Source organism: Rubrobacter marinus, assembly GCF_011492965.1.
GTDB lineage: Bacteria > Actinomycetota > Rubrobacteria > Rubrobacterales > Rubrobacteraceae > Rubrobacter_F > Rubrobacter_F marinus.
The window spans coordinates 748,644-771,221 of the sequence record NZ_CP045121.1; the positions used below are offsets into that span (position 1 = coordinate 748,644).

A 22,578-nucleotide genomic window follows, 5' to 3' on the forward strand; every position below is an offset into this window, starting at 1 on the left:
GCCGATGGGCGTGGCGGCCTTCCTGAGAACTGCCGCGCTGCTGACGGGCATCGCTAACGCCACGCTGTTCTGGGCCGTCGCGTCCTCGGAGGCGCTGCTCGGCGACGACGCAGGGGAGAGGTTTTGGCCGCACGGGACCGTTCTCGTGGTGCTCTCCGGCGCGGCCGGTGTCCTCGCGGCGGAGGTGCTGCTCCGGGCGAGGCGGCCCATACACGAGAGAGGCTCCTTCGCCCGCTACCTCTTCGTGGTGCTAGGTATCGCGCTCGGTGGGGCGCTGGCCGGCCTGGCGTTGGGGGTAGCAAACCTTGCGTTCTACGTGGACCCGGCATCGGGCAACACCGTGACCGGGATGCTCTTCTCCGCTCCCATCCTCGTGGTGCTCGCAGGATTCCTGGGGCTCGTCGAGGGGCTGGTCCTCGCCCTTCCCCTGGCGGCGATCCTCGGGCTCTACGGAAGCGGGGTCGGAGGCCGACCTTAGCCGCCGGCCAGCACGCGCAGCACGTCGCCCACGCCCTCGACCCCGTCCACGACCAGGTCCGCCTCGGAGACGATCTCCGGCGGCCCCTCGTCGCTCCTCACGCCGACGCGCAGGCTCTCCCGGAGCACGCCCTCTTCCCGAAGCTCCTCGAGCGCGCGGAAGGCGTCGAGGTCGGTCGTGTCGTCGCCGATAAACAGCGCCCTCTCGGGACCGTACTCCTCGACCAGGCGACGGACGGCGGTGCCCTTGTCGGCGCGGATGGGGGGCCGCGCCTCGACGACGCCCCTGCCGACCGTTATGCGCAGCCCCAGCCGCTCGCCCTCCCGCTTCACGAAGGCCTTGGACATCTCGCCCACCTCCGGGGGGGCGTTGCGGTAGTGGATGGAGGCGGTGATGCCCTTGTCCTCGATAAAGGCGCCCCGGAGCTCCAGCACCTCCCTCGCAAGCCCCTCCAGCTCCCTGACCTTCTCCTCGTACGGCATCGCCTCCGGCACGACCTCGACCGCGCCGTCACGCAGGATCTCGAACCCGTGGTTGCCGTAGTACACGACGTCTTCGAGGCCGAGCAGCTTCTTGGCGTCGGGCGTCGCCCTTCCGCTGATGCCGGCGACTATCCGGTAGCTCTCGGCGAGGCGCGACAGCAGCTGCCGCAGCTCCTCGGGCACCTCGGATAAGTCCGGGGTCGGGACGATGGGGGCGAGCGTGCCGTCGATGTCCGTGAAGATCGCGACCCCCTCGGGCTCGCGGCTCCACTCCTTCAGCTTCTCCCACGCTTCGCTGCTCACGCGCCGAAGGATAACCGTCCGCGCCCCCACGTTCCACGGAAGCCGGGAACGAGAGCCCCTGATGCCCATGGGCTCGGGGGCAAGAGAACGGCCCCGGACGGGAGATGCTCCGTCCGGGGCCGGGAGATCAGAACCTGGGGGCCTAGCCGCCGCTCATGCGCCGCTGGGCGCGCTGCTGTATGTCCTGAACGTCGAGCTCGCCGTCCAGGAACTTGCCCACGAAGTAGCCGATGATGCCGAAGATCACCACGAGCGCCGTCTCGCCGATACCCACGAGGGCTATCGAGAACATCACGAGCGCCCCTATCAGGGCTCCCCACTGCTTGTAGGTCCAGGTGGTCATTTCTCTCCTTATCCTTGGGATGCGGTGCTACCCTGCACCGTGACTTCCACGTTGTTCAGGGGCACGCGCTGCTCCCCGAGGACCCGGCGGACGTTCTCGCGGGTTCGGGTGGCGGTCTCGGCGAAGTTGCGGGATCTCGGTACCCGGATGTCGCACGCCACGTCGTAGCGCCCGCCGGTGGACGCGAGGGAGCAGGAGGGGGACTCGGCCCCGACCTCGCGGGCGGCGCCCTCGGCGAGGTGGCGCACCGCGGTGGCCGTGATGGCGGTCTCGCGGCCCGGCGTGTCGTCCACGAGGGCCTTGCGCGCCACGGGACGGCCGAACGTCAGCTCGCGGAGGAGCAGGTAGCCGGCTATCAGCGCGAGAAGGGCGCCGACTATGGCGATGATGACCCGGGTCCCCTGCGGGAAGTTGAAGTTCGAGACCAGACCCTCCAGGCCCCTCAACCCGCTCCGATACCCGGTCACCGAGTTGATCGCGTCCGCCGAGAACACCCCGAAGGCGATCAGGAGCAGAAGCACGGGCACGGCTATGAGGAGCAGGGCCAACAGGAGCATTATGAAACGGTTGAAACCATTCATTACTTAACCCTCGTCTTCGTCTGGCGCGGATCCGACTCCGCGATGCGGACGTTGAGGTTGCTGACCGGTACCCCCACGCGACCCAGATGCTCCTGCACGGAGTTGCGAACCTCGGACTGCAAGCGGCTCGTGTCCTCGCCGCGCCGGACGCTCGCCGTGACGTCTACCTTGGCGCCCGGCCTCCTCTGGGCCGCCACGTCGACGTCCGACTGGAGCACCTCCGGGTTGTTCTCCGTCGCCGTGGAGACCTCGTCGCGCACGGCGCTCCGCGTGATGTAGGTCCCCTCCTGCATCCTGACCCGGCGGGGGGAGGGCGGCTTGAGCTCCAGGATCAGCAGGATCAGGCCGAGGAGCGCGATCGCGCCGAGTACGACGTAGTCCAGCGGGTTGAGGTTCCCGCTCTCCACGTTGCCGACAAAGGAGCTGAAGCTCTGAACCACGCCGGTGAGCCCGAGGGCGTTGGGAAGGTTGGCGAGCCGGTAGCCGGCGAGGTCGAAGGCGTAGAAGACCGTCGCGATCCCCAGAGCCACGAGGGCCGCGAGGAGCAGAACGACGATTATCCGGTTAAAGATTCTCATTCTGCTCCACCTCCAGGTCCTCGACGACGACCATCGCGGGTCGTCCTTCGGCTCGCGAGGCGACCCTCTCCCTCACGCGCTCGGCGAGGGCGGGGAGCGGTTCCGCGAGCGGATAACGGGCGACGATATGCACCCGCACCTCGTCGGGATCCACGACCACCCCGGTAACCTTCTCGCCCGCCCCGTAGGTGGCGGCCTCGGCGTAACGACCGGTGCCCATCGAGTGGACCCCGGTCGTGGCGAGGGCCGCCTCTCGCACGGCCCTCGCCAGTTGCAGGTCGTCGATCAAGACGGTCCTCTCCCAGCTCGCTTGCTTGCTTACCTGACCCGCTGCTCTTGCTGCTGCTGTTGCTGCTGCTCGATCTGGCGCTGCTGCTGCTGTTGCTGCTGCTGGCGCTCCTGCTCCGGGAAGAAGACGTCGTTGACCGTGATGTTGACCTCGGTGACCCTCAGCCCCACGAGGTTCTCGACGCGGTTTATGACGTTGCGGCGCACGGCCTCGGAGACCTGCGGGATGCTCCGGCCGTAGGCGACGGTCGCCGTGATGTCCACCGCGGCCTCGACCTCGCCGACCTCGACGGAGACGCCGCGGGACTCGCTGCCGCCGCTGCTCACCCCGGGCAGGCTGCTGAGGAGACCGCCGACGGACTGGGAGGTGCTGCCGCCCATCCGGACGCCGTCTACCTCCTGCGCCGCGATCCCCGCTATCTTCGCGACGACGCTGTCTTCGATCCTCGTGCCGCCGCGCTCGGTCTGGAGCGGGCTGCTCTGCCTCTGCTGCTGGGTGCTCTGGTCACTCAAGTTACTGCTCCTTTCGTTAGAAACGACTCTTCGCCTTCCGCCACTGCCTGCGCGAGACGGTCGCTAGACCGCTCGGCGCGTGACAAACCGGTACACGGCCAGAAGGAGGACGGCGCCAAGGGTCGCTACCAGTACGGTAGGAAGGTCGAACCCCGTCACCCCCGGACGTCCCAGGATGGCGTTGACGATCAACCCCCCGACTACGGCCCCCGCTATGCCTATGACGACGGTCAAGATGATGCCACCAGGATCCGGACCCGGCATGGCGATCTTCGCCAGTATGCCGGCAACAAGCCCCACCACGATCCAAGCTAAGATGCCCACGGTTTCTCACCTCCCCCCTACCTAATACTCTCAAGCGCAGGCCACGGCCAATATAGACCAGCACAGCGTCCCGCGCTAACCCTTCTACCCCCGCCGTATGGGAGATAAACGCGCTTACACGGGCTCTCTCTTCTCGCTACTGCTGCAGGGCCGGGACGAGAAAGGCGAGTGCGAAGAGGGCCGCCGCCACGTAGAGCAGCGGGTGTACCTCGCCGGGCTTGCCGCGGGCGAGTTTGATCAGCACGTACGATATGAAGCCGAACCCTATGCCATAGGAGATGTTGAAGGTCAGCGGCAGGGTCAGGATGGTGAGGAAGGCGGGGATCGCCTCGTCCGCCCGGTCCCACGGTATGAAGCGCACCGAGGTCATCATCAGGAAGCCGACGACGATGAGCGCGGGCGCCGTAACGGGAGAAACGAAGATCTCGGCCCCGTCCGGCCCTCCCGGGATCGGCACGCTCCCCCGATGACCGTAACGAGCGGCGAGAACGGCAGCGCGAGCAGGAACAGGATGCCCACCACCACGCTCGTCATCCCGGTGCGACCGCCCTCGGCGACCCCCGAGCCGCTCTCGATGTAGCTCGTCACGCTGCTCGCGCCCATCGCCCCGCCGCCGACCGCCGCCAGGGAGTCGACGAGCAGCACCCGCTTCGCGTTCGGCAGGCGGCCGTCTTCGTCGAGGAGCTTCGCCTCCTGGCCGACCGCGATAACGGTCCCCATCGTGTCGAAGAAGTCCGTCATGAAGAGCGCGAAGATCACGGGCAGCAGCGTGAGCTGCAGCACGTCCGGCAGCGCCAGCACCCCGCCCCCGATCGTGGAGGTGTCGAGGTTGAGGGAGGCAACGGCGGAGGGGAAGGGCACGACGCCCAGGACCATGCCGACGACGGCCGTCAGGAGGATGCCCGCGATCAGTCCGCCCCTCAACCCCCGCGCCACGAGCGCGAGCGTAATGGCGAGCCCGAAGAGGGCGAGGAGGACAGGCCCCTGCGTGAAGTCGCCAAGCGTGAGGTACGTCACTGGGTCCAGGACCACGATGCCGGCGTTCTTGAGGCCGATAAACGCTATAAAGAGGCCGATCCCCACCGCGATCGCGAACTTGAGCGAGAGCGGGATCGCGTTCAAGACCGCCTCGCGCAGGTTCGTCAGGACGAGCAGCGTCACGATCAAACCCTCCACGATCACGGCGGCCATGGCCGTCTGCCACGGTATGCCGAGGCCCAGGATCAGGGTGAACGCCACGACCGCGTTGAGCCCGAGGCCCGAGGCGAGCGCCACCGGGAAGTTGGCGACCACGCCCATCGCTATGCTCGCCGCCGCCGCCGCGAGACACGTCGCGACAAAGACGCCCTCCGCCGAGAGCCCCGTCCCCTCGGTGCTGAGGATCGCCGGGTTGACGAAGATGATGTAAGCCATCGTCATAAAGGTCGTAAGCCCCGCCACGACCTCCGTCCTTAGGTTCGTCCCCCGCTCGGAGAACTTGAAAAAACGGTCCAAGATCTTCTACTGCTCCCCTCTGGCGCCCCGCTCGACGGTCTACCTCACCCGGCACGAACTATGTGCCGAGCCAATATAGCTAGCCCGTGGCAGGGTGTCTAGCCCGGAAGCGGTAAGGACGGGGGAGAGGCCCCGGATGCATGGTCTCGGCGTGCCCGGCCCGAACACCACTCCGGTCCGGAAAGTAGCCTCTCTCAGACCTCCGCGCGTTCGAAGCGCCAGAGGCAGAGGACGACGAATACGACCGACCAGACCGCGGTTGCGGCGACCGAGATCGTGCCGGTCGCCGGCATCCAGCCCTGTTCGGAGAGGTTGTAGGCGTTCTCGAAGAAGAGCCAGGGGAAGATCGCGACGAGCCACCCGGCGTAGTTCGAGAGCAGGAAGCCGCCGACGAGGAAGCCGAACACGCTCCCGGCCACCGGTCCCCGGCTCTCGAAGATCGTGCCGAGCAGCAGCGAGAGCGCGAGGTAGAAGGCGAGGCCCACGAGCATCATCCCCACGCCACCGAGGAAGGGCAAGAGCGGCAGGGGCCGGCCCGAGACGCTCGGCAGGGAGGCGTAGACCACCACCGCCGGTATCAGAACCGTCAGCAGCGCGAGCCAGCGCGCGTTCACCACGAGCTTCGCCAGCACGAACGCCTTGCGCGAGACGGGCTTGGAGAGGACCCAAGCGGCGGTCCCGAGCTGCTTCTCCCCGATAATGGCGCCCTGCGTCCTGACGATCACCGCGATCACCGTGCTGATCGTCGCCATCACGAAGAACAGGAGCGCCGCCGTATCGTTCACGTCCTTCGGGCTCACGTCGGGGTTGATGCGGGTCCGCACGAAAGAAACCACGAGCGGCGTCCCGGCGACGAGGACGAGCCAGATCGCGGCGTGTGCCAGCCACGAGAAGTCCGAGGCCCAGTCCTTGTTCTCCTTGCCCACGAGGTTCCTGAAACCGCCGAACGTCCCCCGCGACGGGTGCAGCACGAGGGCCTCCCGGGCCGTCCCTTCGGACGCTCCCTGCCTCCCGGAGCCCTCGGCGTATCCTCCGGCCCCGGACGAACCCCTAGCCGCCATGCACGTCCCCCCCCTCCACCAGCCCAAAGAAGGCCTCCTCCAGGCTGCGCCGCTGCCGCCCGAAGCTGACGACCCGCACGCCCCGATGATCGAGCACCAGCCGCAGCAGGTCCTCCTCGGCCGCCGCCTCGGCCGTCACGCGCACGATCCACCGGAGCTCGCCCGCATCGGGCTCCTCCTCGAGCGAGGAGACCCAGGGTAGGCCGCGAACCCGCGAGCGAAGCTCCCCAAGCTTCTCCGTGGCCTCCTTGCTCGTGGCCTTGAGGAGCAGCTCGTAGGTCGCGGTGCCGCCGCTACGGCCGGAGAGGAGCTCCTCCGTGGAGGCCTGGGCGAGCAGCTTCCCGTCCTTCAAGATCGCCAACGAGTCCGAGACGCGCTGGACGTCGGAGAGGATGTGGGTCGAGTAGAAGATGGTCGCCCGCTCCTTGAAGCTCTCCATGATGGAGAGGACGTCCCGGCGGCCCATCGGGTCGAGCGAGGCTGCGGGCTCGTCCAGGATCAGAAGCTCCGGGTCGTTGATCTGCGCCTGCGCGAGCCCGAGCCTCTGGCGCTCGCCCCCGGAGAAGCCCCGGACCTTCCTGTCCGCCTTCTCCTCCAGGCCGACGAGCTCGAGCGACTCGCCGATCCGCCTCTCTATGACCTTCTCGGGGCCCTCGTAGAAGAAGCGGGCCGTGAAGCGCAGGGTCTCCCGCGCCGTCATGAAGTCGTAGAAGCGCGGCTCCTGAGCGAGGTAGCCGATACGGCTACGGATCTCGACCCCCTCGGTGGCGATGTCTCTGCCGAAGACGGTCCCCGTCCCCGAGGTAGGCCGCGTGAGCCCGAGCAACAGCTTGATGGCGGTGGTCTTGCCCGCCCCGTTCGGCCCCAGGAAACCGAAGATGGAGCCCCTGGAGACCGTGAGGTCCAGCGGCTTTAGCGCATGGACCCGCCGGTAGGACTTGGAGAGGCCCCGGGTGGAGATCACGGGCAGATCGGACGCCGCGTCGGCGTTGGCACCCCCTCCTACTCTTGCCGGCTCCCGCACGCGCACCCCCCTTCTGCGGGCGAGACCCTCGCGCGCATGCTCATCGACCACGTGGCGCTCCCAAACCCGGCGGCTTCGAGCAAAGCCTAGGCTCCGGCGATGGGTTTGTTTCTCTTCCACACCAGCCAGGCGACGGAGGCTACCCACAGCCCGATGATGGCCGAGTAGGCCGGGAAGATCTCGCGGTGGTAGTCGGGGGTCTCGCCGGTCTCTATGATCGGGACTTCGCCCCGGGTGACCAGCCCGCTCTCCCCCAACCCTCGTTGGGTGGTGTCCTGAAAGATCGCGGAGTTGACGTTGGTGAGCTGGCCGCGCCAGGTCTGCTCGCCGTCCTTCGTGACGTCCGGCGGCTTCTGGACGGTTTGTATGAGCAGGTTATCGCCCGTCTCCTCGAGGCCAAAGTAAAAGTAGGCGACGCTGTATCGCTGGACGAAGCCGATCTTGGACTCCTCGGTCCCGATCCGGCCGGCGTCCTCGCCGAAGTCCGGGGTGCCCGTGATCTCGACGAAGTCGCCGAGCCGGGTCCCGGCCGGCAGCCGGCCCTCGTTCAACTCCTCGGCCGAGAGCTGTATGGGGTTTATCTCCAGCCCGTAGGAGAAGTTGACCGCCGTGGTGGACGCCCCGAAGGAGAAGACGAGCACCATGAAAAGCCTCATAAGCAACCAGGGGTTGCGCTTGATCCAGGAGCCGAGGCCCGGCTCTTCCTGACGATCATCGGGAGAGAACTCCTCGTACCCCAACGGCTTCTTGTAGTCGCGCGTATCCACTGCTCGGAGTTTATCCGACGGAGAGGGGCGGGATAGGTGTGTTTTCACAGCGGTCCCCTCGCGGGTGCGAGGAGAATGTGACACCGGGCACCGGGTGCCCGCCGTGGGGCTGGTGCGCCAGGACTCGGCAAGGTATGCTGCGGACGTTATCGAGCAGCATCCGTTTCAGGCGACAACTAGAGAGTGCTCCTTATGAAGATGGGTTGGGGGTAGCGTTTTGGAGAGAGGGCGGGACGCATCGGAGCAGGGCGCCGAGGGGCGTAGCGACGAGTACACCGTTGTAGGGATCGTGGACGACGGCACCCCCCTGAACCGGGTGGTCAAGGAGATCCGGGAGCTCGGCGTAGGCAAGGACGACCTCACGGTCATCGTGAAGCGGCCGCACACCGACGAGCCCGAGCCCTTCCCGGAGGGGACAAGGTACATCGTCGTCCCCGACGACAGGCGCGGCCTCGAGGTACCGGTAGGCTTCGCGATCGCCTTCATCCTTCTCGGGATCTTCTTCGCGGCCGTGGTCCCCTCCATCGGGGTACCGACGTTCCTGGTCTTCATCTCCCTCGCCGCCGTCCTTATCGCCGGCTCCTTCACGAGGGTCGGGGCGCAGCCCATCCTCACGGACATGGGGGCGCCGCGCGAGGACTCGGGGGCCTGGAACGACCAGTTCGAGATAGGGAAGGTTCTGATCTTCGCCGTCACGCGGGAGCGCAGGCTGATCCGGCCGCTCCGCCAGGCCATCCAGGCCTCCGGCGGGGCTTACTTTATAGTGGACAGGCGCCTGGAGCCGCGGGCCGTGGCGCAGGCATCGATACACCGCGCGGGCCAGGGGGAGCGCCAGTCGATCGCACGCCCCACGGAAGCCTAGAAGGAGCTGTATAGCGTATGGGTTGGATCTCTTTGTCGGGCCTGGAGTTGTTTCTGGCCCAGGTGGAAGTGGCGGAGGAATTCAGGTTCCCCGGTGGCATCAGGGTCTTTACCGGCCTGACGATGCTCGTACACATGTTCTTTGCGGAGCTCTTCGTCGGCTTCGCCATCGCCGCCCCGGTCCTTCAGGCTTGGGGGGCGCGCACCGGCAGCCCCAGGATGGACCGCCTCGCGCACTCGATGGTGCGCTTCAACGTCCTGACGTTCTCGACCGGCGCGACCTTTGCGGTCCTGTTCGTGGTGCTGCTCGTCGGCTTCTATCCGCAGCTTACCGCGGCGCTCTTCACGCAGTTCTTCTACATCATCGTGCTGGCGATGCTCTCCATGTTCCTCGCCTTGTGGGGGATGTACTCCTACTACTACAAGTGGGACCGTTTCAGCGTCCTCAAGAAGCGCCGCCACGCGCTCCTCGGCTTCTCCATGGGGGCGGGTATCTGGATGTGGATGGTCTTCATGAGCGGGATCGACTCCTACATGACCAACGGCGGCGGTCCGAGCGGGGTCGCGTTGGGTTCCGGCAACATCGGTTCCTTCGGCCTGGCTCTGCAGGGCATCTTCAACCCGATGTTCGTCGAGGAGATCCTGCACCGCACCTTCGCGAACCTCTCCTGGCCGGCCTTCGCGCTCGCGGCCTGGGCGGCCTTTAACTACATCAGGGCGAAGAGCCCCGAGAACAAAGCCTTCTACGACTGGGCAACGTCCGTGGGTCTGACCTGGGGCGTGGGCTTCCTGCTGCTCCAGCCCATCGGCGGCTTCGCCATCGCCTACTCGCTCAAGGGCGGTTACTACCGCGGCGAAGGCGAGCCCCTCCCCGGCTCTGCCCGCCCCTACGAGAACCTTATGGGGATCGGCGGGGGCGCAGGCTCCACCGCCAACACGCTGCTCATCGTCCTGCTCATCATGGTGGTGGCCCTCTTCGTGCTCTCGAACATCGCGATGTACATGGGGGCCGGGAGGCACCCGGACCGCGGGAGCAGGCGTCCGATACAGATCTTCGGGCTCGTCGCAGCCGTGGCCGGGCTCTACGCGATCTCCCCGCTCGCGGACTTCCCGTTCCTGTACATGCGCTACATCATGCTGCTGGTGATGGTGCTGGCGACCTTCGGGGCGCTCCTGACCTACGTGCGGGGCAGGCTCCGCTTCAGGTACGGGAGCCCGGGGACCGCCTACCGGGTCGTGCTGCTCTCGTTGGGGATCATCGCGGCGTCGACGGCGCTCGGCATGGGGTGGATGAAATCCAACTCGAGGGTTCCGTACACGGTTTATAATCAACCCGACTTCACGGTGGAGGCAGAAGAGCCGCCGAGCGGATTCGGAAGATAGCCTGACGACGGGGCTAGAAGGGGCACAGGTTGGCAGAGCTGCAGAAAGATCCGATGACCAGGGGAGACTTCCTGGGCTTCGGGATCCTGGGAACGATTGTAGGCGCGCTTCTCACGATCCCCCCGGCGGCGTTCGTGCTGGGACCGGTGATAGACGTGAACGTCCGCGGTGAGTCGGACGTCCCGGACGACTGGTACAGGGTCGGGCCGATAGGCGAGATCCCCGCCAAGGAGCCCAAGGTCTACGTGGTCGAGTTTCCGGTCAACCAGGTCTACAGCGAAGAGCAGGTCATAGAAGAGGGCGTCGAGACGCCGGGCGCGACCATCGACAACGCCGTCTGGACCTCCTGGAGGGAGGAGATAGGCGAGAACGGGGAGGCGATACACCGGATCCCGAGCTTCGTCGAGAGCGGGGTTCAGCCTCCGCTCACGCAGGAGCAGATCGACGAGGTGACGGCGAACCTCAACGTCCTCTCCAGCTCCTGCGCCCACCTCGGGTGCCCGGTGCGCTGGATCGTCAAGGAGGACGGGGGGGAGTTTCTCTGCCCGTGTCACGGCGGCATCTACGACATCAACGGCGGTTACGTCGGCGGCCCGCCTCCGCGCGGTATGTACAGCTTCACGTTCGAGGTTCGCGAAGATGCGAACATCTACGTCAAGCACGAGTTCGACATCGGGGGCGACAAGGGCCCCCAGCAGCCGTACGTGATCTAGAGAAGGGGTAGGGGCATGGGCGCGATAAGCAAGGCGAGGTCCCAGGCAGCGGACGCCGGCAAGTTCGTCGCGGACTGGCTGGAGCATCGGGCCGGGATCGTGACGATGATGGAGCACTTCCTGTACGAGCCGGTCCCCAAGAGGGGGGCCTGGATCTACACGCTGGGGAGCGCGACGCTCTTCCTGATAACGCTCCAGTTTCTCACCGGCATCCTCCTGCTCTTCTACTACGTCCCCTCCACGGACCACGCGTGGAACTCGATCTACTACATCATGAACGAGGCGTACTTCGGGACCCTCATCCGCGGCATCCACTACTGGTCGGCTAACTTCCTGCTCGCCGTGATCGGCCTGCACATGGCGCAGGTCTTCTTCAGCGGCGGCTACAAGGCCCCCCGCGAGCTCAACTGGGTCGTGGGCGTGGTCCTGCTGCTCCTCGTCGTCATCATCGCGTTCACGGGCTACGCGCTCCGCTGGGACCAGGACGGCGTCTGGGCGACGGTCGTGGGGATGAAGATCGGGTCCTACTCCCCGTTCGTCGGGGCGTACACGATCCAGTTCCTCATGGGCGGCGACACGATCGGGCCGGCCACCGTCTCGCGCTTCTTCGCGATCCACGTCTGGCTCCTCCCGGCGGCGCTCGCGCCGTTTATCGGCATCCACCTGTACCTCCTCAGGCGCCACGGCGTCTTCGGCGACGAGATGGAGTACCGCGAGCGCCTCGCCAAGCTCCAGGAGCGGCAGCGTCTGGAGGAGTACGAGCAGTACGAGGACGACGGCGAGCCCTACGTGGGCCGCAGGGATCGGGCGGACAGAGACTAATTCGACCCGAGTAAAAGGGTTTACCGTACCCGAAACAGCCCCGCTGTTAGTATGCGGGCAGGGATTCATAGAAGAGAGGTGCAAAGATGTACGCTCCGGCTACAGGGAAGCAAAAGCCAGTAGAGCAAGAGGTCATCACCGAAGAGAACGTCTTCGAACGGCCCGACGAGACCATAGCTTTCTTCCCCAAGCAGGTCCTCTATGATCTGTTCGTCTCCACGCTGCTCCTTCTGGCGTGCTGCGCCCTCTCCTACGTGTCTCCGGCGCCGCTGACGGAGCCTGCGGACACGGCGACGGTGACGTACGTGCCGAGGCCGGAGTGGTTCTTCTTCTTCTACGAGCAGATGCTCATGTTCTTCCCCGGCTACGCCCTGATCTCCTTCGGCGCCGTGGTGGTGCCGACCGTGTTCGTGGTGCTCTTGTTCGCGGTGCCGTGGCTGGACCGCGGCCCGAGGGCTTCTTCGACGCGGCGGCCGTTCGCCACGGTGATAGGGGTCCTGGTGGTCGTGGTGGTGCTGCTGAACATGCTGATGGCCGTCAGCCGGATCATCAACTTCCCGGGACAGTAGGGGGATTTAGAGTATGCCGATCGGCGATCTCCAGGTCCCCATAATCGGGAAGAACGTCGTTATCGCGGCGCTCGTCCAGACGCACATCCTCTTCGCCGCGTTCATCATCGGCGCGGTCCTTATCGCGGCGACGAGCGAGTACCTCGGGATGGTGACGAAGGAGCCGAGGTACGAGCGTTTCGCCCGCAACCTCGCTCGCTTCGTGGTGCTGCTCTTCGCCTCGGGCGCCGCGCTGGCGATCACGTTCGTCCTCGCGCTCGTGACGCTCTTCCCGGTGTTCTTCTCTTACTTGCAGAACATCTTCTTCTGGGTCTTCCTCGTCGAGGCGTTCATGTTCCTCGGCCAGATCATCATCGTGTACGCCTGGTACAACGTCTGGGACAAGCTTGCCTACCGCAAGACCCTGCACGTCACCTTCGGTTTTATCGCCGGCTTCTTCGGGCTCATGGCGATGACGATGATCGACGCGGTCGCCTCTTACATGCTGACGCCCGCCGAGGCGCCGGTGACCAACGTCGCTCGTACCTTCCTCAACCAGACGATGGTTCCGCTGAACATGCACCGCTTCGTCGGAAACTTCTCCTACGCCGGCTTCCTTATCGCGGGCTGGGGCGCGTGGAAGTACCTCAGGAGCACGCGCGAGGACGACAGGGACTACTACGACTGGATGGGCCACTTCGGGCTGCTCTGGGGCTTCGGGTTCCTTATCTTGCAGCCGGTGATCGGCTACGGGTACCTCAAGGGTATCCGCGAGAGCTCGCCCGAGGCGTTCAACACCATCATGCTCGGCGAGAGGGCCTGGGTCTTCAACCTGCTGGCGATCTACCTCGCGATCATGAGCATCGCCGCCACCGCCTACTTCGTGCACAAGCTGAGGTTCGCGGTCAAGCCGATGCCGACGCTCCGTAACATGGCGGTCGGGGCGCTCGGGTTCACGGCGCTGTTCACCGTACTCAACGTGATACCGGCCGACGCCGACATCTTCCCGGGCGTGTTGTCCTTTGCGGGCGGCGAGAACACGGATATACCGCTCGGCGGCATGTACCCGTGGAAGTACATCGGGCTCATCGGGCTGATGATCGTCGGGTTCTTCGTGGTGGCACTGTATCTGAAGGCCACGGCGGCAGGGTTCCACTGGGGCAGGGCGAGCCGTTGGAGCCAGTACGCGCTCCTGATCTGCGCGCCAACCGTGATCATCACGATGATGACGATGGGCTACACGCGCGAGTCCGCGAGGCGCGTGGACTACCAGCCCGAGGGCGGGTACCTGATCTACAACTGCGTCACGCTGCAGCAGAACGTCGTCAACGAGAACTGCCCGGCCGTGGTCGAGAACGAGGACGGCACGAGCACGAACACCATCAACGGCGCGCGCGTCGGGGGGGGCGAGTAGGATGCAGGATCTCGCCCTGGCCCTGCTGCAGGAGCAGGTGTCGTACACCACGGGCGGCGTCCTCCGCTTCTTCGCCGGTGCCTTGCTGGTGCTGACGATCTACGCCGGTGCGTGGCTGTTTACCTACTGGATCAGCAAGGACGAGTAGCCCCGTAACAAGCCCACGTTAACGGGTCGCACGATCTTGGGGAGGCGCTCATCGAGTGCCTCCCCGGCTTTTATGGGGCGGCCTCGGGGTACGTCTACCCCCGAGGAGGCGCCGAGGTCCGAGCGAGAGGGAGGTGATGAGGGGTGCCGGAGATACCGCTATTCCCCTTGAACGTGGTGCTGATGCCGGGGGCGCCGATGCCCCTGCACATCTTCGAGGAGCGCTACAAGCAGATGGTCAACGAGTGCCTCGAGGACCGCTCGGAGTTCGGGATGGTGCTCGCGGACGAGGGGGGGACCCGCAACGTCGGGTGCACGGCCCGGATCGTCGAGCTCGTGCAGCGCTACGAGGACGGCCGGCTGGTCATCCTCGTGGAGGGCTCGCAGCGGTTCAAGCTGAACAACATCCTCACCGGCAAGCCCTACTACGTGGGAGAGGTCGAGTATCTGGAGGACGAGACGTCCGAAGAGGACATCTCCGGCCTCGCCGAGGAGTGCGTCGCGCTGCTGGAGCGCGTGATCGAGGCCGCGACGGAGGGCGAGGTGGGCATAGAGGTCGAGCCGCCCTACCGCAACCTCTCCTTCGCCATCGCCGGACGGATCGAGTTCGACCTGGAGACGCGGCAGCGCATCCTGGAGCTCCCCTCGGAGGGGGGGCGCCTGCGCAAGGTCAAGGAGCTGCTCACGGAGACGGCCGAGAAGCTGGAGCGGGACAAGCAGGCCCGCGAGAAGGCGGAGACCAACGGCCATCTCAGGGGCGACTGGAAGCCCAAGTAGGGGAGGCTAACCCTTCTCGTCGTCCTCGTCGGGGATGAGGCTCCTTATCTTGGCGAGGTTCGCCTGGTCCACCTTGTAGATCAGCGGCTCGGCCGCCAGGGCCTCCTCGCCCGCCGCGGCCTTGATCCGCTCCACGAGGTTCTCTTCCACGAGCCAGGCCATGGAGGGCAGGACCCCGGCCAGGATCCGCAACCGCGTCCTGCCGTCCGTCTCGTCCCTCCCCACGAGGCGCGGGGGGAGGAGGTAGAGGTTCGAGGCCTCCTTCAAGGAGCCCAGCACCTTCTCGACCGCGCTGGCCTCGGAGAGCTGCACCTCGATCGTGAAGCGCTGCTCGCCCGAGACGTAGTTGCGGACGCCCATGATCGTCCCGTTCGGGATAAAGATCAGCTCCCCCGAGAGCGCCCGGATCTTGGTCGTCCTCAGGCCCAGCTCCTCCACGAGACCGGCCGCCTTCGTCGGCTCTACCTCGATAAAGTCCCCGACGCTGTACTGGCCCTCGAAGACGATGGAGAAGCCCGCGATGATGTCCCGGAGGAGGCTCTGCGCGCCGAAACCGACCGTGGCGACGAAGACGGTAGCACCCGCGGTGGCGGGGAGCGGGTTGCCGATAAAGATGCTCAGAACGAAGAGGGCGATGCCGAGAGCGATCATGTACCGCAGGGCGTTGCGGCCGAGGGTTATGGCTGTGTTCTGCCGCTTGAGCCGGGCCACCGCCTCGGCGTCGAGGGTCCTCCGCCTGTGGCGCCTGCGCCAGCGCAGGACGCGCGGGACGCCGTGCGTCAGGAGCCGGTAGAAGAGGATGCCGAGGGCCACCACCACGATGGAGGCGATGATCTTGGCGAAAAACTCCGGGCTGGTGACGTACGCGCCGATGCTCTCGAAGAAGGCGCGCACCGTATCCAGGCTTCTCGAGGTCTCCTGGTTGAGCTGACCGGCGGCCTGCTCGGCCTGCTCGACGACGCCGGTCGTCTCTCCCATCGTCTCCTGCAGCAGGAGGACGAGCCCGTAGACCGGCGCCGCCACCCTAGGCTGTCGCCCCGTGGCGTTCGAGGGCGAGTTGGATGAGGCGGTCGAGGAGCCCCTCGTAGGGGAGGCCGCTCGCGGACCAGAGCTTCGGGTAGACGCTGGTCGGGGTGAAGCCGGGGATGGTGTTGATCTCGTTGAGGAGAAGCCGGCCCGTCCCGCGTTCGAGAAAGAAGTCGACCCGGGCCATGCCGGCCGCGTCGATGGAGGTGTACGCGAGGCGGGCCACGCGCCCTATCTCCTCAGCGACGTCCCCCGTCACGTCGGCGGGGGCGACAAGCTCCATGCGGCCCTCGGTGTACTTCGCCTCGTAGTCGTAGAAGCCCTCGCCGGAGACCACTATCTCCCCCGCCAAAGAGGCGTCCGGCTCCTCGTTCCCGAGGACGGCGACCTCGATCTCGCGGGCGTCCACGCCCTCCTCGACGATGATGCGCCGGTCGAGCGCGGCGGCCTCGTCGAGGGCGGAGGCCAGTTCCTCGGCGCTATCGGCCCTGTTTATCCCGACGGACGAGCCGAGGTTGGAGGGCTTGACGAAGCAGGGGTAGCCCAGGGAGGCCTCGATCTCGCGCGTCCACCGTCCCCGGTCCCCCTGCCATTCCCCGCGGGTGAGGCCGAGCCAGCGGACCTGCGGGAGCCCGTGGTAGGCGAAGACCTTCTTCATCGTCACCTTGTCCATGGACGCGGCGCTGGCCAGTACGCCGGAGCCCACGTACGGCACGCCCAGAAGCTCGAGCATGCCCTGGACGGTGCCGTCCTCCCCGTACGGCCCGTGCAGGACGGGGAAGACCACGTCGACCTCGCCGAAGATGCCCGGGGGGAGCCGGTCCGAGGCCGCCACGCCCGCGCTTCTCGCGGGCTTCTCACCGGCCCGGTCCCGTAGCTCGCGCATGGGATCTCCGGTGTGCACCCAGGCCCCCTCGCGGGAGATCCCGACGGGGACCACCTCGTGCCGGCCGCCCTCGCGCAGGGCGTCCATTATGGCGCGAGCCGAGGCGAGGGAGACCTCGTGCTCCCCGCTTCGCCCGCCGAAGACGACCATGACCCGCACCAGTGCGCCGCTCCTCCCTAGCCTCCGAACGCGTCCATCCTAGCAGAGGGACGGGCCGCGATTTCCCCTAGGCCGCCCCCCGCGAGAGCCCCAGGGAGCCCGCGTTCTCCCTGAGGGCCGCGACGACGAAGTCTATGTGCTCGTCGAGGTCCACGCCGAGCTCCTCCGCCCCCTCACGATGTCCTCGCGGCTCACGCTGGCGGCGAAGGACCTCTGCTTCATCTTCTTCTTGACGCTCTTCGCCTTGAGCCCGTCGAGCTTCTCGGGACGGACGAGGGCGCAGGCCGTGACGAAGCCCGAGAGCTCGTCCACGGCGTAGAGCGTCTTCGCCATGAGCGACTCGCGCGGCACGTCCAGGTAGTCGGCGTGGCCCTTGATCGCCTCCAGCACGTCCCCGGGGTAGCCCCTTCGCTCCAGCTCCCTCACCCCGACCATGGGGTGCTCGTCCGGGGTGGGATGCTTCTCGTAGTCCATGTCGTGCAGCAGGCCGGTTACGCCCCACTTCTCCTCGTCCTCGCCGAACCTGCGGGCGTAGGCCCGCATCGATGCCTCGACGGCGAGCATGTGCTTGAGCAACCCATCGCTCTCCGTCCACTCGCGCAGCAGCTTGTAGGCTTCGTCCCGATCCACCGGCTCCTCCAGGATTCGTCGCTCTTCCAAGGCCGGTTATTCTACAAGCGTGCGAGGGGGGCACGCGAAGAGCGGCGGGACAGGTCTCCGGGAGCGGCTCGCTCCGCCGGGCGGCTTATCCCGTCGCTAGTTGCCGGGCCCTGAGGAGCACGGCGTCGAGCATCTCGGGCTTGAGGACGCCGGTGAAGGTGTTCTGCTGGGAGGGGTGGTAGCAGCCGAGGAGCGTCGGGCCGCCCGGGACGCGGTGCTCTGCGCCGTGGCCGAATTTTGGTTTGGGGCGCACCCCATGCAGGCGAAGGGCCCCGTCCCAGGCGATGGCGCCCAGGCAGACGACGACCCTGGCGGGCAACAGGCCGAGCTCGCGGGCCGCGTAGGGGAGGCAGCGGTCGCGCTCATCTGGCGTGGGCTTGTTCTGCGGCGGGGCGCAGCGCACGACGGCGGAGATCCAGAGGCCGCTGACGGTCGCGTCTCCTATGCGCCGCGAGACCGCGCTATCGGAGAAGCCCGCGCGGTGGAGGGAGGCGAAGAGGAAGTCCCCGGATCGGTCGCCGGTAAAGTACCGTCCGGTGCGGTTCGCCCCGTGGGCGGCCGGCGCGAGGCCGAGGACTACGACCCTCGCTCGCGGGTCGCCGAACCCGGGGACGGGCCGGCCCCAGTAGGTCTCGTCCTTGTAGGCGGCCTTCTTCTCGCGGGCGACCTCCTCGCGCCACGCGACGAGCCTCGGGCAGCGGCGGCAGGAGGTTATCTCCTCTTCGAGCTCGGCGAGCCCGGCGGGGCTCGCCCCGTGTCGGCCCTCTTCGTTCAGGCGCCGTAGCGGTTCAGCTTAAGGGCGTGGCCCATGAGGAGGCCCATGATCTCCTCGGCCGGGAAGGCGCCCAGGGAGCCGCCCGCGCACGCCCGCTCCCCGAAGGTCTCCGCCGTCGGGAGGGTGTAGGGCGATCGGAGCAGGAAGGGCACCCCGTGCCAGGAGTGGCTCTTCATCTTGGCGGGGGTTGCGTGGTCGCCGGTTACGGCGAGGGCCGCCGGACCGAGCTCCAGGAGGCGCGGCAGCAGGCCGTCGACCTCCTCTATGACCCCTCGCTTGCGCTCGAAGTCCCCGTCCTCGCCGGCGGCGTCCGTCGGCTTCACGTGGACGAAGAAGAAGTCGTGGTCGTCCCAGGCCGCCTCCAGGGTGTCGAACTCCCCAGAGATGCCCTCGCCCTCCTTCAACAGGTCCATCCCGGCGAGGCGCGCGAGGCCCTTGTACATCGGGTAGCTCGCTATCGCCGCGGCGCGCAGCCCGTACGTCTCCTCGAAGGAAGGCAGCGCCGGGTGCATCCCGAAGCCCCTGAGGAGGACGGTGTTGGCCGGGTGCTGGTCCTTCAGAACCTCGTTCGCCCCCTCCACGAAGGCGTTCGCAAGAGATGCGGCCTTCTCCGTCCCTTCGGAGGGCTCGGTCGGTTTCACGGGGAGGGGTTCGAGGCCCACCCGCTGCGGGTCGGTGTCCGAGAGGGAGCCCGAGAGGCCCGGGGCCCGGAAGACGACGACGGCCCGGTACTCCTTCTCGTGGATGACGAAGACCTCGGCGCCGTCGATCCGTACGTTCTCGTTCAGCAGGTCGACGAGCTCCGCGCCCTTCTCCGAGGGGATGCGGCCCGCGCGGCGATCGGAGATCTTGCCCTCCCCGTCCAGGGTGGCGAAGTTGATCCGTGCCGCGAGGTCGCTCTCCCCGAGGTCGAAGCCGACGCCCAGGGCGCTCAAGACGCCGCGCCCGACCTGGTACTCCAGCGGGTTGTAGCCGAAGAGGGCGAGGTGCCCGGGCCCGCTACCGGGGCTGACGCCGGCGGCGACGGGCCTGCTCAGACCCAGGTCGCTGGAGGCCGCGAGACGGTCGAAGTTCGGGGTGCTCGCGGCCTCCAGCTCCGTCCGGCCGCCCGCTTCCATGGGGAGACCTCCGAGGCCGTCGAGGATGAGCAGCACGATCTTGGAGTCCGTCGAGACCGACAACTCGCGCATGAGATCCAGGTTCAAACTCGTCCTCCTCGTCTGGGTGCCCCGCGGTGGGCGCAGTCTAGCAGATGAGCCCGAGAGACCGAGCCGGCGGTGTGCGGAAGAAGGGCAGACCGTATATTCGTCTCGACGCGGCAAACGGGGTAGGAGGGAGACGCGAATGATTCGGGGCTTGAGGACGGCGATCTACCGCACCGCAGATCTCGGGCGGGCAAAGGAGTGGTACGCCGGCGTGCTGGGCTTCGGCCCCTACTTCGACGAGCCCTTCTACGTCGGGTTTGAGGTGGGCGGTTTCGAGCTCGGCCTCCAACCGTCGGAGCCCGGCGCCACACCCGGCGGCGGGGGCGTCGTCGCCTACTGGGGGGTGGGGGACGCCGACGAGGCGCTCGGGAGGCTGCTGGGGATGGGGGCCACGGTTCACGAAGCAGTCCAGGACGTCGGCGGGGGTATACGGGTCGCCACCGTGCTCGACCCCGACGGCAACGCTTTCGGCATCATCGAGAACCCGCACTTCTCCGCCGGCGCGTCGTAGGGTCCCCGTCTTCTGCTACGCTTCTTCGAGCCTGGGACAGAGAAGATGGGTGCGCAGATGAAGATAGAAACGATAGACCTTGGTTTCATGGGGACGGAGGAGATCATCGCCTCGTTCCTTCTCGTGGGCGAGGGCTCGGCCGCGATCGTCGAGACGGGCCCGACGACCTGCATGGAGAACCTCATGCGCGGCCTCGAGGGGCACGGCGTCGCCCCCGAGGACGTCGCGCAGGTCCTCCTGACCCACGTCCACCTCGACCACGCCGGCGCCTCCGGGAACCTCGTGGAGGTGCTGCCGAACGCCACCTTCTACGTCCACGAGGTCGGCCGTCCGCACGTGGTCGACCCCTCCAAGCTCGTCAAGAGCGCCACGCGCATCTACGGCGAGAGGATGGAGGAGTTGTGGGGTGAGATCCGCCCCGTCCCCGAGGACCGGCTCGTCTCCCTGAGCGGCGGGGAAGAGATCGAGGTCGCCGGCGGCCTCCTCACCGCCCACTACACCCCCGGCCACGCCTACCACCACCTCGCCTTCCACGAGCCCGACTCCGGCGCGCTCTTCGCCGGGGACGTGGCGGGGATACGCCTCCCCGGACAATCGTACGTGCGCCCGCCGACGCCCCCACCCGAGGTCGACATCGAGGCGTGGAGGAGGAGCATAGGGGAGATCCGCGAGCTCGCCCCGACCAGCATCTGCCCCACCCACTTCGGCCGGTTCGAGGACGTGGAGCGCCACCTCTCCGAGCTGGAACAGCGCCTCGAGCACTGGCTGCTCTTCGTCGAGGAGCGGATGGACGAGGGCGCGAGCCGCGATGAGATCTCCTTCGAGCTCGAGAACATGGGCGACGAGGAGCTCCTCCGCGAGGGCGCGTCACCGGGGGACACGGACCGCTACAGCCTCTCCGGCAACTACGAGATGCTCGTCGCCGGCATCATGCGCTACGTGCAGCGGCAGCAGGAGAAGAAGTAGCACGGACGAAGTGGCCCCTCGCGGAGGACCCGCGGCCCGGCCGGGGTAGCCCTGGGCTACCCCGGCCGGAAGGGTTCGCTCAGCCGTTCTTGACGGCCTCGTTGATCTGCTGAAGGCCTGCCTTGGCGTCGGAGAAGACCATCATGGTCTTGTCGGTGTCGTAGAACAGCGGGTTGTCCACGCCGGCGAAGCCGGGGCTCAGGGAGCGCTTGACGAAGATGACCCTCTCGGCCTTCTCGACCTCGAGGATCGGCATCCCCGAGATCGGGGTGTCCTGGTCCGGGTCGTTCGCCGCCGGGTTCACGACGTCGTTGGCGCCGACGATGATCACGGCGTCGGTGTCCTCGAACTCGGGGTTTATGTCCTCGAGGTCGTAGAGCTTCTCGTAGGGGACGCCGGCCTCGGTGAGCAGGACGTTCATGTGCCCCGGCATGCGCCCGGCGACGGGGTGGATGCCGAAGAGCACCTCCTTGCCCTGCGACTCCAGCGTCTCCATCAGGTCGTGGAGGGGGCTCTGGGCCTGGGCCACGGCGAGCCCGTAGCCCGGCACGATCACGACCTTCTGCGCGTCGTCGGCGAGGTAGCCCCCGGCCTCCTCGGGGCTCGCGTCGTTGACCTCGCGGTCCTCGTCGCCCCCGCCCGAGGGCCCGGTCCCCGTCGCGGCGAGGCCGGCGAAGATGATCTTGCGCAGGGGACGGCCCAGGGCGCTGGACATCTGGCGCGTCAGGATCGTACCCGAAGCGCCCACGATGATGCCGCCGATGATCAGGATGTAGTTGTTCAGCACGAACCCGGACGCCGCGGCGGCGATGCCGGTGAACGCGTTCAGCAGCGAGATGACGATGGGCATGTCCGCCCCGCCGATCGGGATGACGAGCAGGACGCCCAAGAGCGCCGAAGCGGCGAGGATGCCGACCACGGACGCCACCGGCGAGAGGAACGGGAGGATGGACCCGTCCAGGATCGCGTTCGCCGCCAGAACGAGGATGCCGACGAAGAGGACGGCGTTGATCACCTGCTGCAGCGGGAAGACGACGGAGCCGGAGAAGGCGAGCTCCTGGAGCTTCAGGAAGGCGACGATGCTCCCCATGAAGCTGACCGTCCCGATAAGGATCGTGAGCGGCACCGTTATGGAGGCGACGATGTTCTCCTCGCCCCCGGTCTGCAAGTGGTAGAACTCCGAGAGCGCGATGAGCGCCGCCGCCCCGCCGCCGACCCCGTTGTAGGCGGCGACCATTTGGGGCATCGCCGTCATGGGTACGCGCTGCGCCGAGACCGCCCCGAGCACCGCCCCCAGCAGCGTCGCGATGCCTATCAGGAGCAGGCTCTCGAACTCGATGACGAAGAGCGTCGTTATCAGGGCGATCGCCATCCCGACGCCGGCGATCGTGTTGCCGGATCTAGCCGTCTCCGGTTTGCGCAGGCGGCGGATGCCGACGATGAACAGCGCGGCGGCCAGGAGGTAGGCCAGAAAAGTCGCGACCTGCAA

The 22,578-nt window shown here is 67.1% G+C and carries 28 protein-coding genes and 1 pseudogene; 11 read left to right on the plus strand and 18 right to left on the minus strand.

Annotated elements, in window-relative coordinates:
- The first annotated feature begins 4 nt into the window (after nt 1-4).
- Nucleotides 5-478, plus strand: a complete 474-nt coding sequence (locus tag GBA65_RS03755) for a hypothetical protein (RefSeq protein ID WP_166395444.1) — start codon at nt 5-7, stop codon at nt 476-478.
- On the opposite strand, the gene otsB is transcribed toward GBA65_RS03755, so the two are convergent.
- From otsB to GBA65_RS03810, 12 genes are all read right to left on the minus strand, one after another.
- Nucleotides 475-1,263, minus strand: coding sequence for a trehalose-phosphatase (gene otsB, locus GBA65_RS03760; RefSeq protein ID WP_166395445.1), 789 nt, complete (start codon nt 1,261-1,263; stop codon nt 475-477). The genes GBA65_RS03755 and otsB overlap by 4 nt on opposite strands.
- A 142-nt stretch (nt 1,264-1,405) precedes the next feature.
- On the minus strand, nt 1,406-1,606 hold the full coding sequence (locus GBA65_RS03765) for a DUF2273 domain-containing protein (RefSeq protein ID WP_166395446.1): 201 nt from the start codon (nt 1,604-1,606) through the stop codon (nt 1,406-1,408).
- A gap of 8 nt (nt 1,607-1,614) precedes the next feature.
- Nucleotides 1,615-2,187: an Asp23/Gls24 family envelope stress response protein gene (locus tag GBA65_RS03770; RefSeq protein ID WP_166395447.1), complete on the minus strand. Its 573-nt coding sequence runs from the start codon at nt 2,185-2,187 to the stop codon at nt 1,615-1,617.
- Nucleotides 2,187-2,765, minus strand: a complete 579-nt coding sequence (locus GBA65_RS03775) for an Asp23/Gls24 family envelope stress response protein (protein WP_166395448.1) — start codon at nt 2,763-2,765, stop codon at nt 2,187-2,189. Before GBA65_RS03775 ends, GBA65_RS03770 begins: the two co-directional genes overlap by 1 nt.
- The gene (locus tag GBA65_RS03780; protein ID WP_207956119.1) at nt 2,752-3,054 is read right to left on the minus strand and encodes a Rossmann-fold NAD(P)-binding domain-containing protein; all 303 of its coding nucleotides are present in this window, start codon (nt 3,052-3,054) and stop codon (nt 2,752-2,754) included. Before GBA65_RS03780 ends, GBA65_RS03775 begins: the two co-directional genes overlap by 14 nt.
- Nucleotides 3,055-3,083: 29 nt before the next feature.
- On the minus strand, nt 3,084-3,566 hold the full coding sequence (locus GBA65_RS03785; protein WP_166395449.1) for an Asp23/Gls24 family envelope stress response protein: 483 nt from the start codon (nt 3,564-3,566) through the stop codon (nt 3,084-3,086).
- A gap of 63 nt (nt 3,567-3,629) precedes the next feature.
- A complete protein-coding gene (locus tag GBA65_RS03790; protein ID WP_166395450.1) occupies nt 3,630-3,890 on the minus strand; it encodes a GlsB/YeaQ/YmgE family stress response membrane protein in 261 nt (86 codons plus the stop codon).
- Between the two features lie 136 nt (nt 3,891-4,026).
- Nucleotides 4,027-4,251 (minus strand): hypothetical protein, encoded by a 225-nt coding sequence (locus tag GBA65_RS22740; RefSeq protein ID WP_207956120.1) that lies wholly within the window; start codon nt 4,249-4,251, stop codon nt 4,027-4,029.
- An 11-nt stretch (nt 4,252-4,262) separates the two neighbouring features.
- Nucleotides 4,263-5,384 carry an NCS2 family permease gene (locus tag GBA65_RS03795; protein WP_207956121.1) on the minus strand — a complete coding sequence of 374 codons (1,122 nt, stop codon included), beginning with the start codon at nt 5,382-5,384 and terminating at the stop codon, nt 4,263-4,265.
- 194 nt (nt 5,385-5,578) lie between these two features.
- Nucleotides 5,579-6,445 (minus strand): ABC transporter permease, encoded by an 867-nt coding sequence (locus GBA65_RS03800; protein ID WP_166395451.1) that lies wholly within the window; start codon nt 6,443-6,445, stop codon nt 5,579-5,581.
- Nucleotides 6,435-7,520 (minus strand): ABC transporter ATP-binding protein, encoded by a 1,086-nt coding sequence (locus GBA65_RS03805; RefSeq protein WP_207956122.1) that lies wholly within the window; start codon nt 7,518-7,520, stop codon nt 6,435-6,437. Before GBA65_RS03805 ends, GBA65_RS03800 begins: the two co-directional genes overlap by 11 nt.
- 35 nt (nt 7,521-7,555) lie before the next feature.
- Nucleotides 7,556-8,236 carry a hypothetical protein gene (locus GBA65_RS03810; RefSeq protein ID WP_166395452.1) on the minus strand — a complete coding sequence of 227 codons (681 nt, stop codon included), beginning with the start codon at nt 8,234-8,236 and terminating at the stop codon, nt 7,556-7,558.
- 217 nt (nt 8,237-8,453) lie between these two features.
- On the opposite strand from GBA65_RS03810, the gene GBA65_RS03815 reads away from it, so the two are divergent.
- The 8 genes from GBA65_RS03815 to GBA65_RS03850 all read left to right on the plus strand — a co-directional run bounded on the left by GBA65_RS03815 (nt 8,454) and on the right by GBA65_RS03850 (nt 14,901).
- Nucleotides 8,454-9,098 (plus strand): hypothetical protein, encoded by a 645-nt coding sequence (locus GBA65_RS03815; RefSeq protein WP_166395453.1) that lies wholly within the window; start codon nt 8,454-8,456, stop codon nt 9,096-9,098.
- Between the two features lie 17 nt (nt 9,099-9,115).
- Entirely contained in the window at nt 9,116-10,480 is a 1,365-nt protein-coding gene (locus tag GBA65_RS03820) for a cytochrome ubiquinol oxidase subunit I (protein WP_166395454.1), read from the plus strand.
- 29 nt (nt 10,481-10,509) lie between these two features.
- The gene (locus GBA65_RS03825; protein ID WP_207956123.1) at nt 10,510-11,193 is read left to right on the plus strand and encodes a QcrA and Rieske domain-containing protein; all 684 of its coding nucleotides are present in this window, start codon (nt 10,510-10,512) and stop codon (nt 11,191-11,193) included.
- A 15-nt stretch (nt 11,194-11,208) separates the two neighbouring features.
- On the plus strand, nt 11,209-12,015 hold the full coding sequence (locus tag GBA65_RS03830) for a cytochrome b (protein ID WP_166395455.1): 807 nt from the start codon (nt 11,209-11,211) through the stop codon (nt 12,013-12,015).
- An 86-nt stretch (nt 12,016-12,101) separates the two neighbouring features.
- On the plus strand, nt 12,102-12,584 hold the full coding sequence (locus GBA65_RS03835; protein ID WP_166395456.1) for a cytochrome b family protein: 483 nt from the start codon (nt 12,102-12,104) through the stop codon (nt 12,582-12,584).
- A 13-nt stretch (nt 12,585-12,597) separates the two neighbouring features.
- The gene (locus tag GBA65_RS03840) at nt 12,598-13,977 is read left to right on the plus strand and encodes a cytochrome ubiquinol oxidase subunit I (protein WP_166395457.1); all 1,380 of its coding nucleotides are present in this window, start codon (nt 12,598-12,600) and stop codon (nt 13,975-13,977) included.
- 1 nt (nt 13,978) lies between these two features.
- Complete coding sequence (locus GBA65_RS03845; protein WP_166395458.1) at nt 13,979-14,125, plus strand: hypothetical protein; 147 nt, start codon at nt 13,979-13,981, stop codon at nt 14,123-14,125.
- A 143-nt stretch (nt 14,126-14,268) separates the two neighbouring features.
- A complete protein-coding gene (locus tag GBA65_RS03850) occupies nt 14,269-14,901 on the plus strand; it encodes an LON peptidase substrate-binding domain-containing protein (RefSeq protein ID WP_166395459.1) in 633 nt (210 codons plus the stop codon).
- Nucleotides 14,902-14,907: 6 nt separating this feature from the next.
- Here GBA65_RS03850 and GBA65_RS03855 read toward each other — a convergent pair whose 3' ends face one another.
- From GBA65_RS03855 to GBA65_RS03875, 5 genes and pseudogenes are all read right to left on the minus strand, one after another.
- On the minus strand, nt 14,908-15,924 hold the full coding sequence (locus GBA65_RS03855; protein WP_166395460.1) for a mechanosensitive ion channel family protein: 1,017 nt from the start codon (nt 15,922-15,924) through the stop codon (nt 14,908-14,910).
- A gap of 1 nt (nt 15,925) precedes the next feature.
- The gene (locus GBA65_RS03860) at nt 15,926-16,963 is read right to left on the minus strand and encodes a D-alanine--D-alanine ligase family protein (RefSeq protein WP_166398319.1); all 1,038 of its coding nucleotides are present in this window, start codon (nt 16,961-16,963) and stop codon (nt 15,926-15,928) included.
- 76 nt (nt 16,964-17,039) lie between these two features.
- A pseudogene (locus GBA65_RS03865) lies at nt 17,040-17,602 on the minus strand (HD domain-containing protein).
- Nucleotides 17,603-17,717: 115 nt separating this feature from the next.
- Nucleotides 17,718-18,407: a uracil-DNA glycosylase gene (locus GBA65_RS03870; RefSeq protein ID WP_166398320.1), complete on the minus strand. Its 690-nt coding sequence runs from the start codon at nt 18,405-18,407 to the stop codon at nt 17,718-17,720.
- Entirely contained in the window at nt 18,404-19,612 is a 1,209-nt protein-coding gene (locus tag GBA65_RS03875) for a 2,3-bisphosphoglycerate-independent phosphoglycerate mutase (protein ID WP_207956125.1), read from the minus strand. Before GBA65_RS03875 ends, GBA65_RS03870 begins: the two co-directional genes overlap by 4 nt.
- Nucleotides 19,613-19,751: 139 nt before the next feature.
- Between GBA65_RS03875 and GBA65_RS03880 the strand changes: the two genes are divergently transcribed.
- Both GBA65_RS03880 and GBA65_RS03885 read left to right on the plus strand, forming a co-directional pair.
- On the plus strand, nt 19,752-20,123 hold the full coding sequence (locus GBA65_RS03880; protein WP_166395461.1) for a VOC family protein: 372 nt from the start codon (nt 19,752-19,754) through the stop codon (nt 20,121-20,123).
- 57 nt (nt 20,124-20,180) lie between these two features.
- The gene (locus GBA65_RS03885) at nt 20,181-21,089 is read left to right on the plus strand and encodes an MBL fold metallo-hydrolase (RefSeq protein ID WP_166395462.1); all 909 of its coding nucleotides are present in this window, start codon (nt 20,181-20,183) and stop codon (nt 21,087-21,089) included.
- A gap of 79 nt (nt 21,090-21,168) precedes the next feature.
- Here GBA65_RS03885 and GBA65_RS03890 read toward each other — a convergent pair whose 3' ends face one another.
- Nucleotides 21,169-22,578 carry an NAD(P)(+) transhydrogenase (Re/Si-specific) subunit beta gene (locus tag GBA65_RS03890; protein WP_166395463.1) on the minus strand — a complete coding sequence of 470 codons (1,410 nt, stop codon included), beginning with the start codon at nt 22,576-22,578 and terminating at the stop codon, nt 21,169-21,171.

Coding starts and splice junctions, on each gene's coding strand:
- GBA65_RS03755 (WP_166395444.1), top strand. CDS start 5: ATGGGCGTGGCGGCCTTCCTGAGAACTGCCGCGCTGCTGACGGGCATC.
- GBA65_RS03765 (WP_166395446.1), bottom strand. CDS start 1,606: ATGACCACCTGGACCTACAAGCAGTGGGGAGCCCTGATAGGGGCGCTC.
- GBA65_RS03770 (WP_166395447.1), bottom strand. CDS start 2,187: ATGAATGGTTTCAACCGTTTCATAATGCTCCTGTTGGCCCTGCTCCTC.
- GBA65_RS03775 (WP_166395448.1), bottom strand. CDS start 2,765: ATGAGAATCTTTAACCGGATAATCGTCGTTCTGCTCCTCGCGGCCCTC.
- GBA65_RS03800 (WP_166395451.1), bottom strand. CDS start 6,445: ATGGCGGCTAGGGGTTCGTCCGGGGCCGGAGGATACGCCGAGGGCTCC.
- GBA65_RS03820 (WP_166395454.1), top strand. CDS start 9,116: ATGGGTTGGATCTCTTTGTCGGGCCTGGAGTTGTTTCTGGCCCAGGTG.
- GBA65_RS03830 (WP_166395455.1), top strand. CDS start 11,209: ATGGGCGCGATAAGCAAGGCGAGGTCCCAGGCAGCGGACGCCGGCAAG.
- GBA65_RS03835 (WP_166395456.1), top strand. CDS start 12,102: ATGTACGCTCCGGCTACAGGGAAGCAAAAGCCAGTAGAGCAAGAGGTC.
- GBA65_RS03840 (WP_166395457.1), top strand. CDS start 12,598: ATGCCGATCGGCGATCTCCAGGTCCCCATAATCGGGAAGAACGTCGTT.
- GBA65_RS03845 (WP_166395458.1), top strand. CDS start 13,979: ATGCAGGATCTCGCCCTGGCCCTGCTGCAGGAGCAGGTGTCGTACACC.
- GBA65_RS03860 (WP_166398319.1), bottom strand. CDS start 16,963: ATGGTCGTCTTCGGCGGGCGAAGCGGGGAGCACGAGGTCTCCCTCGCC.
- GBA65_RS03880 (WP_166395461.1), top strand. CDS start 19,752: ATGATTCGGGGCTTGAGGACGGCGATCTACCGCACCGCAGATCTCGGG.
- GBA65_RS03885 (WP_166395462.1), top strand. CDS start 20,181: ATGAAGATAGAAACGATAGACCTTGGTTTCATGGGGACGGAGGAGATC.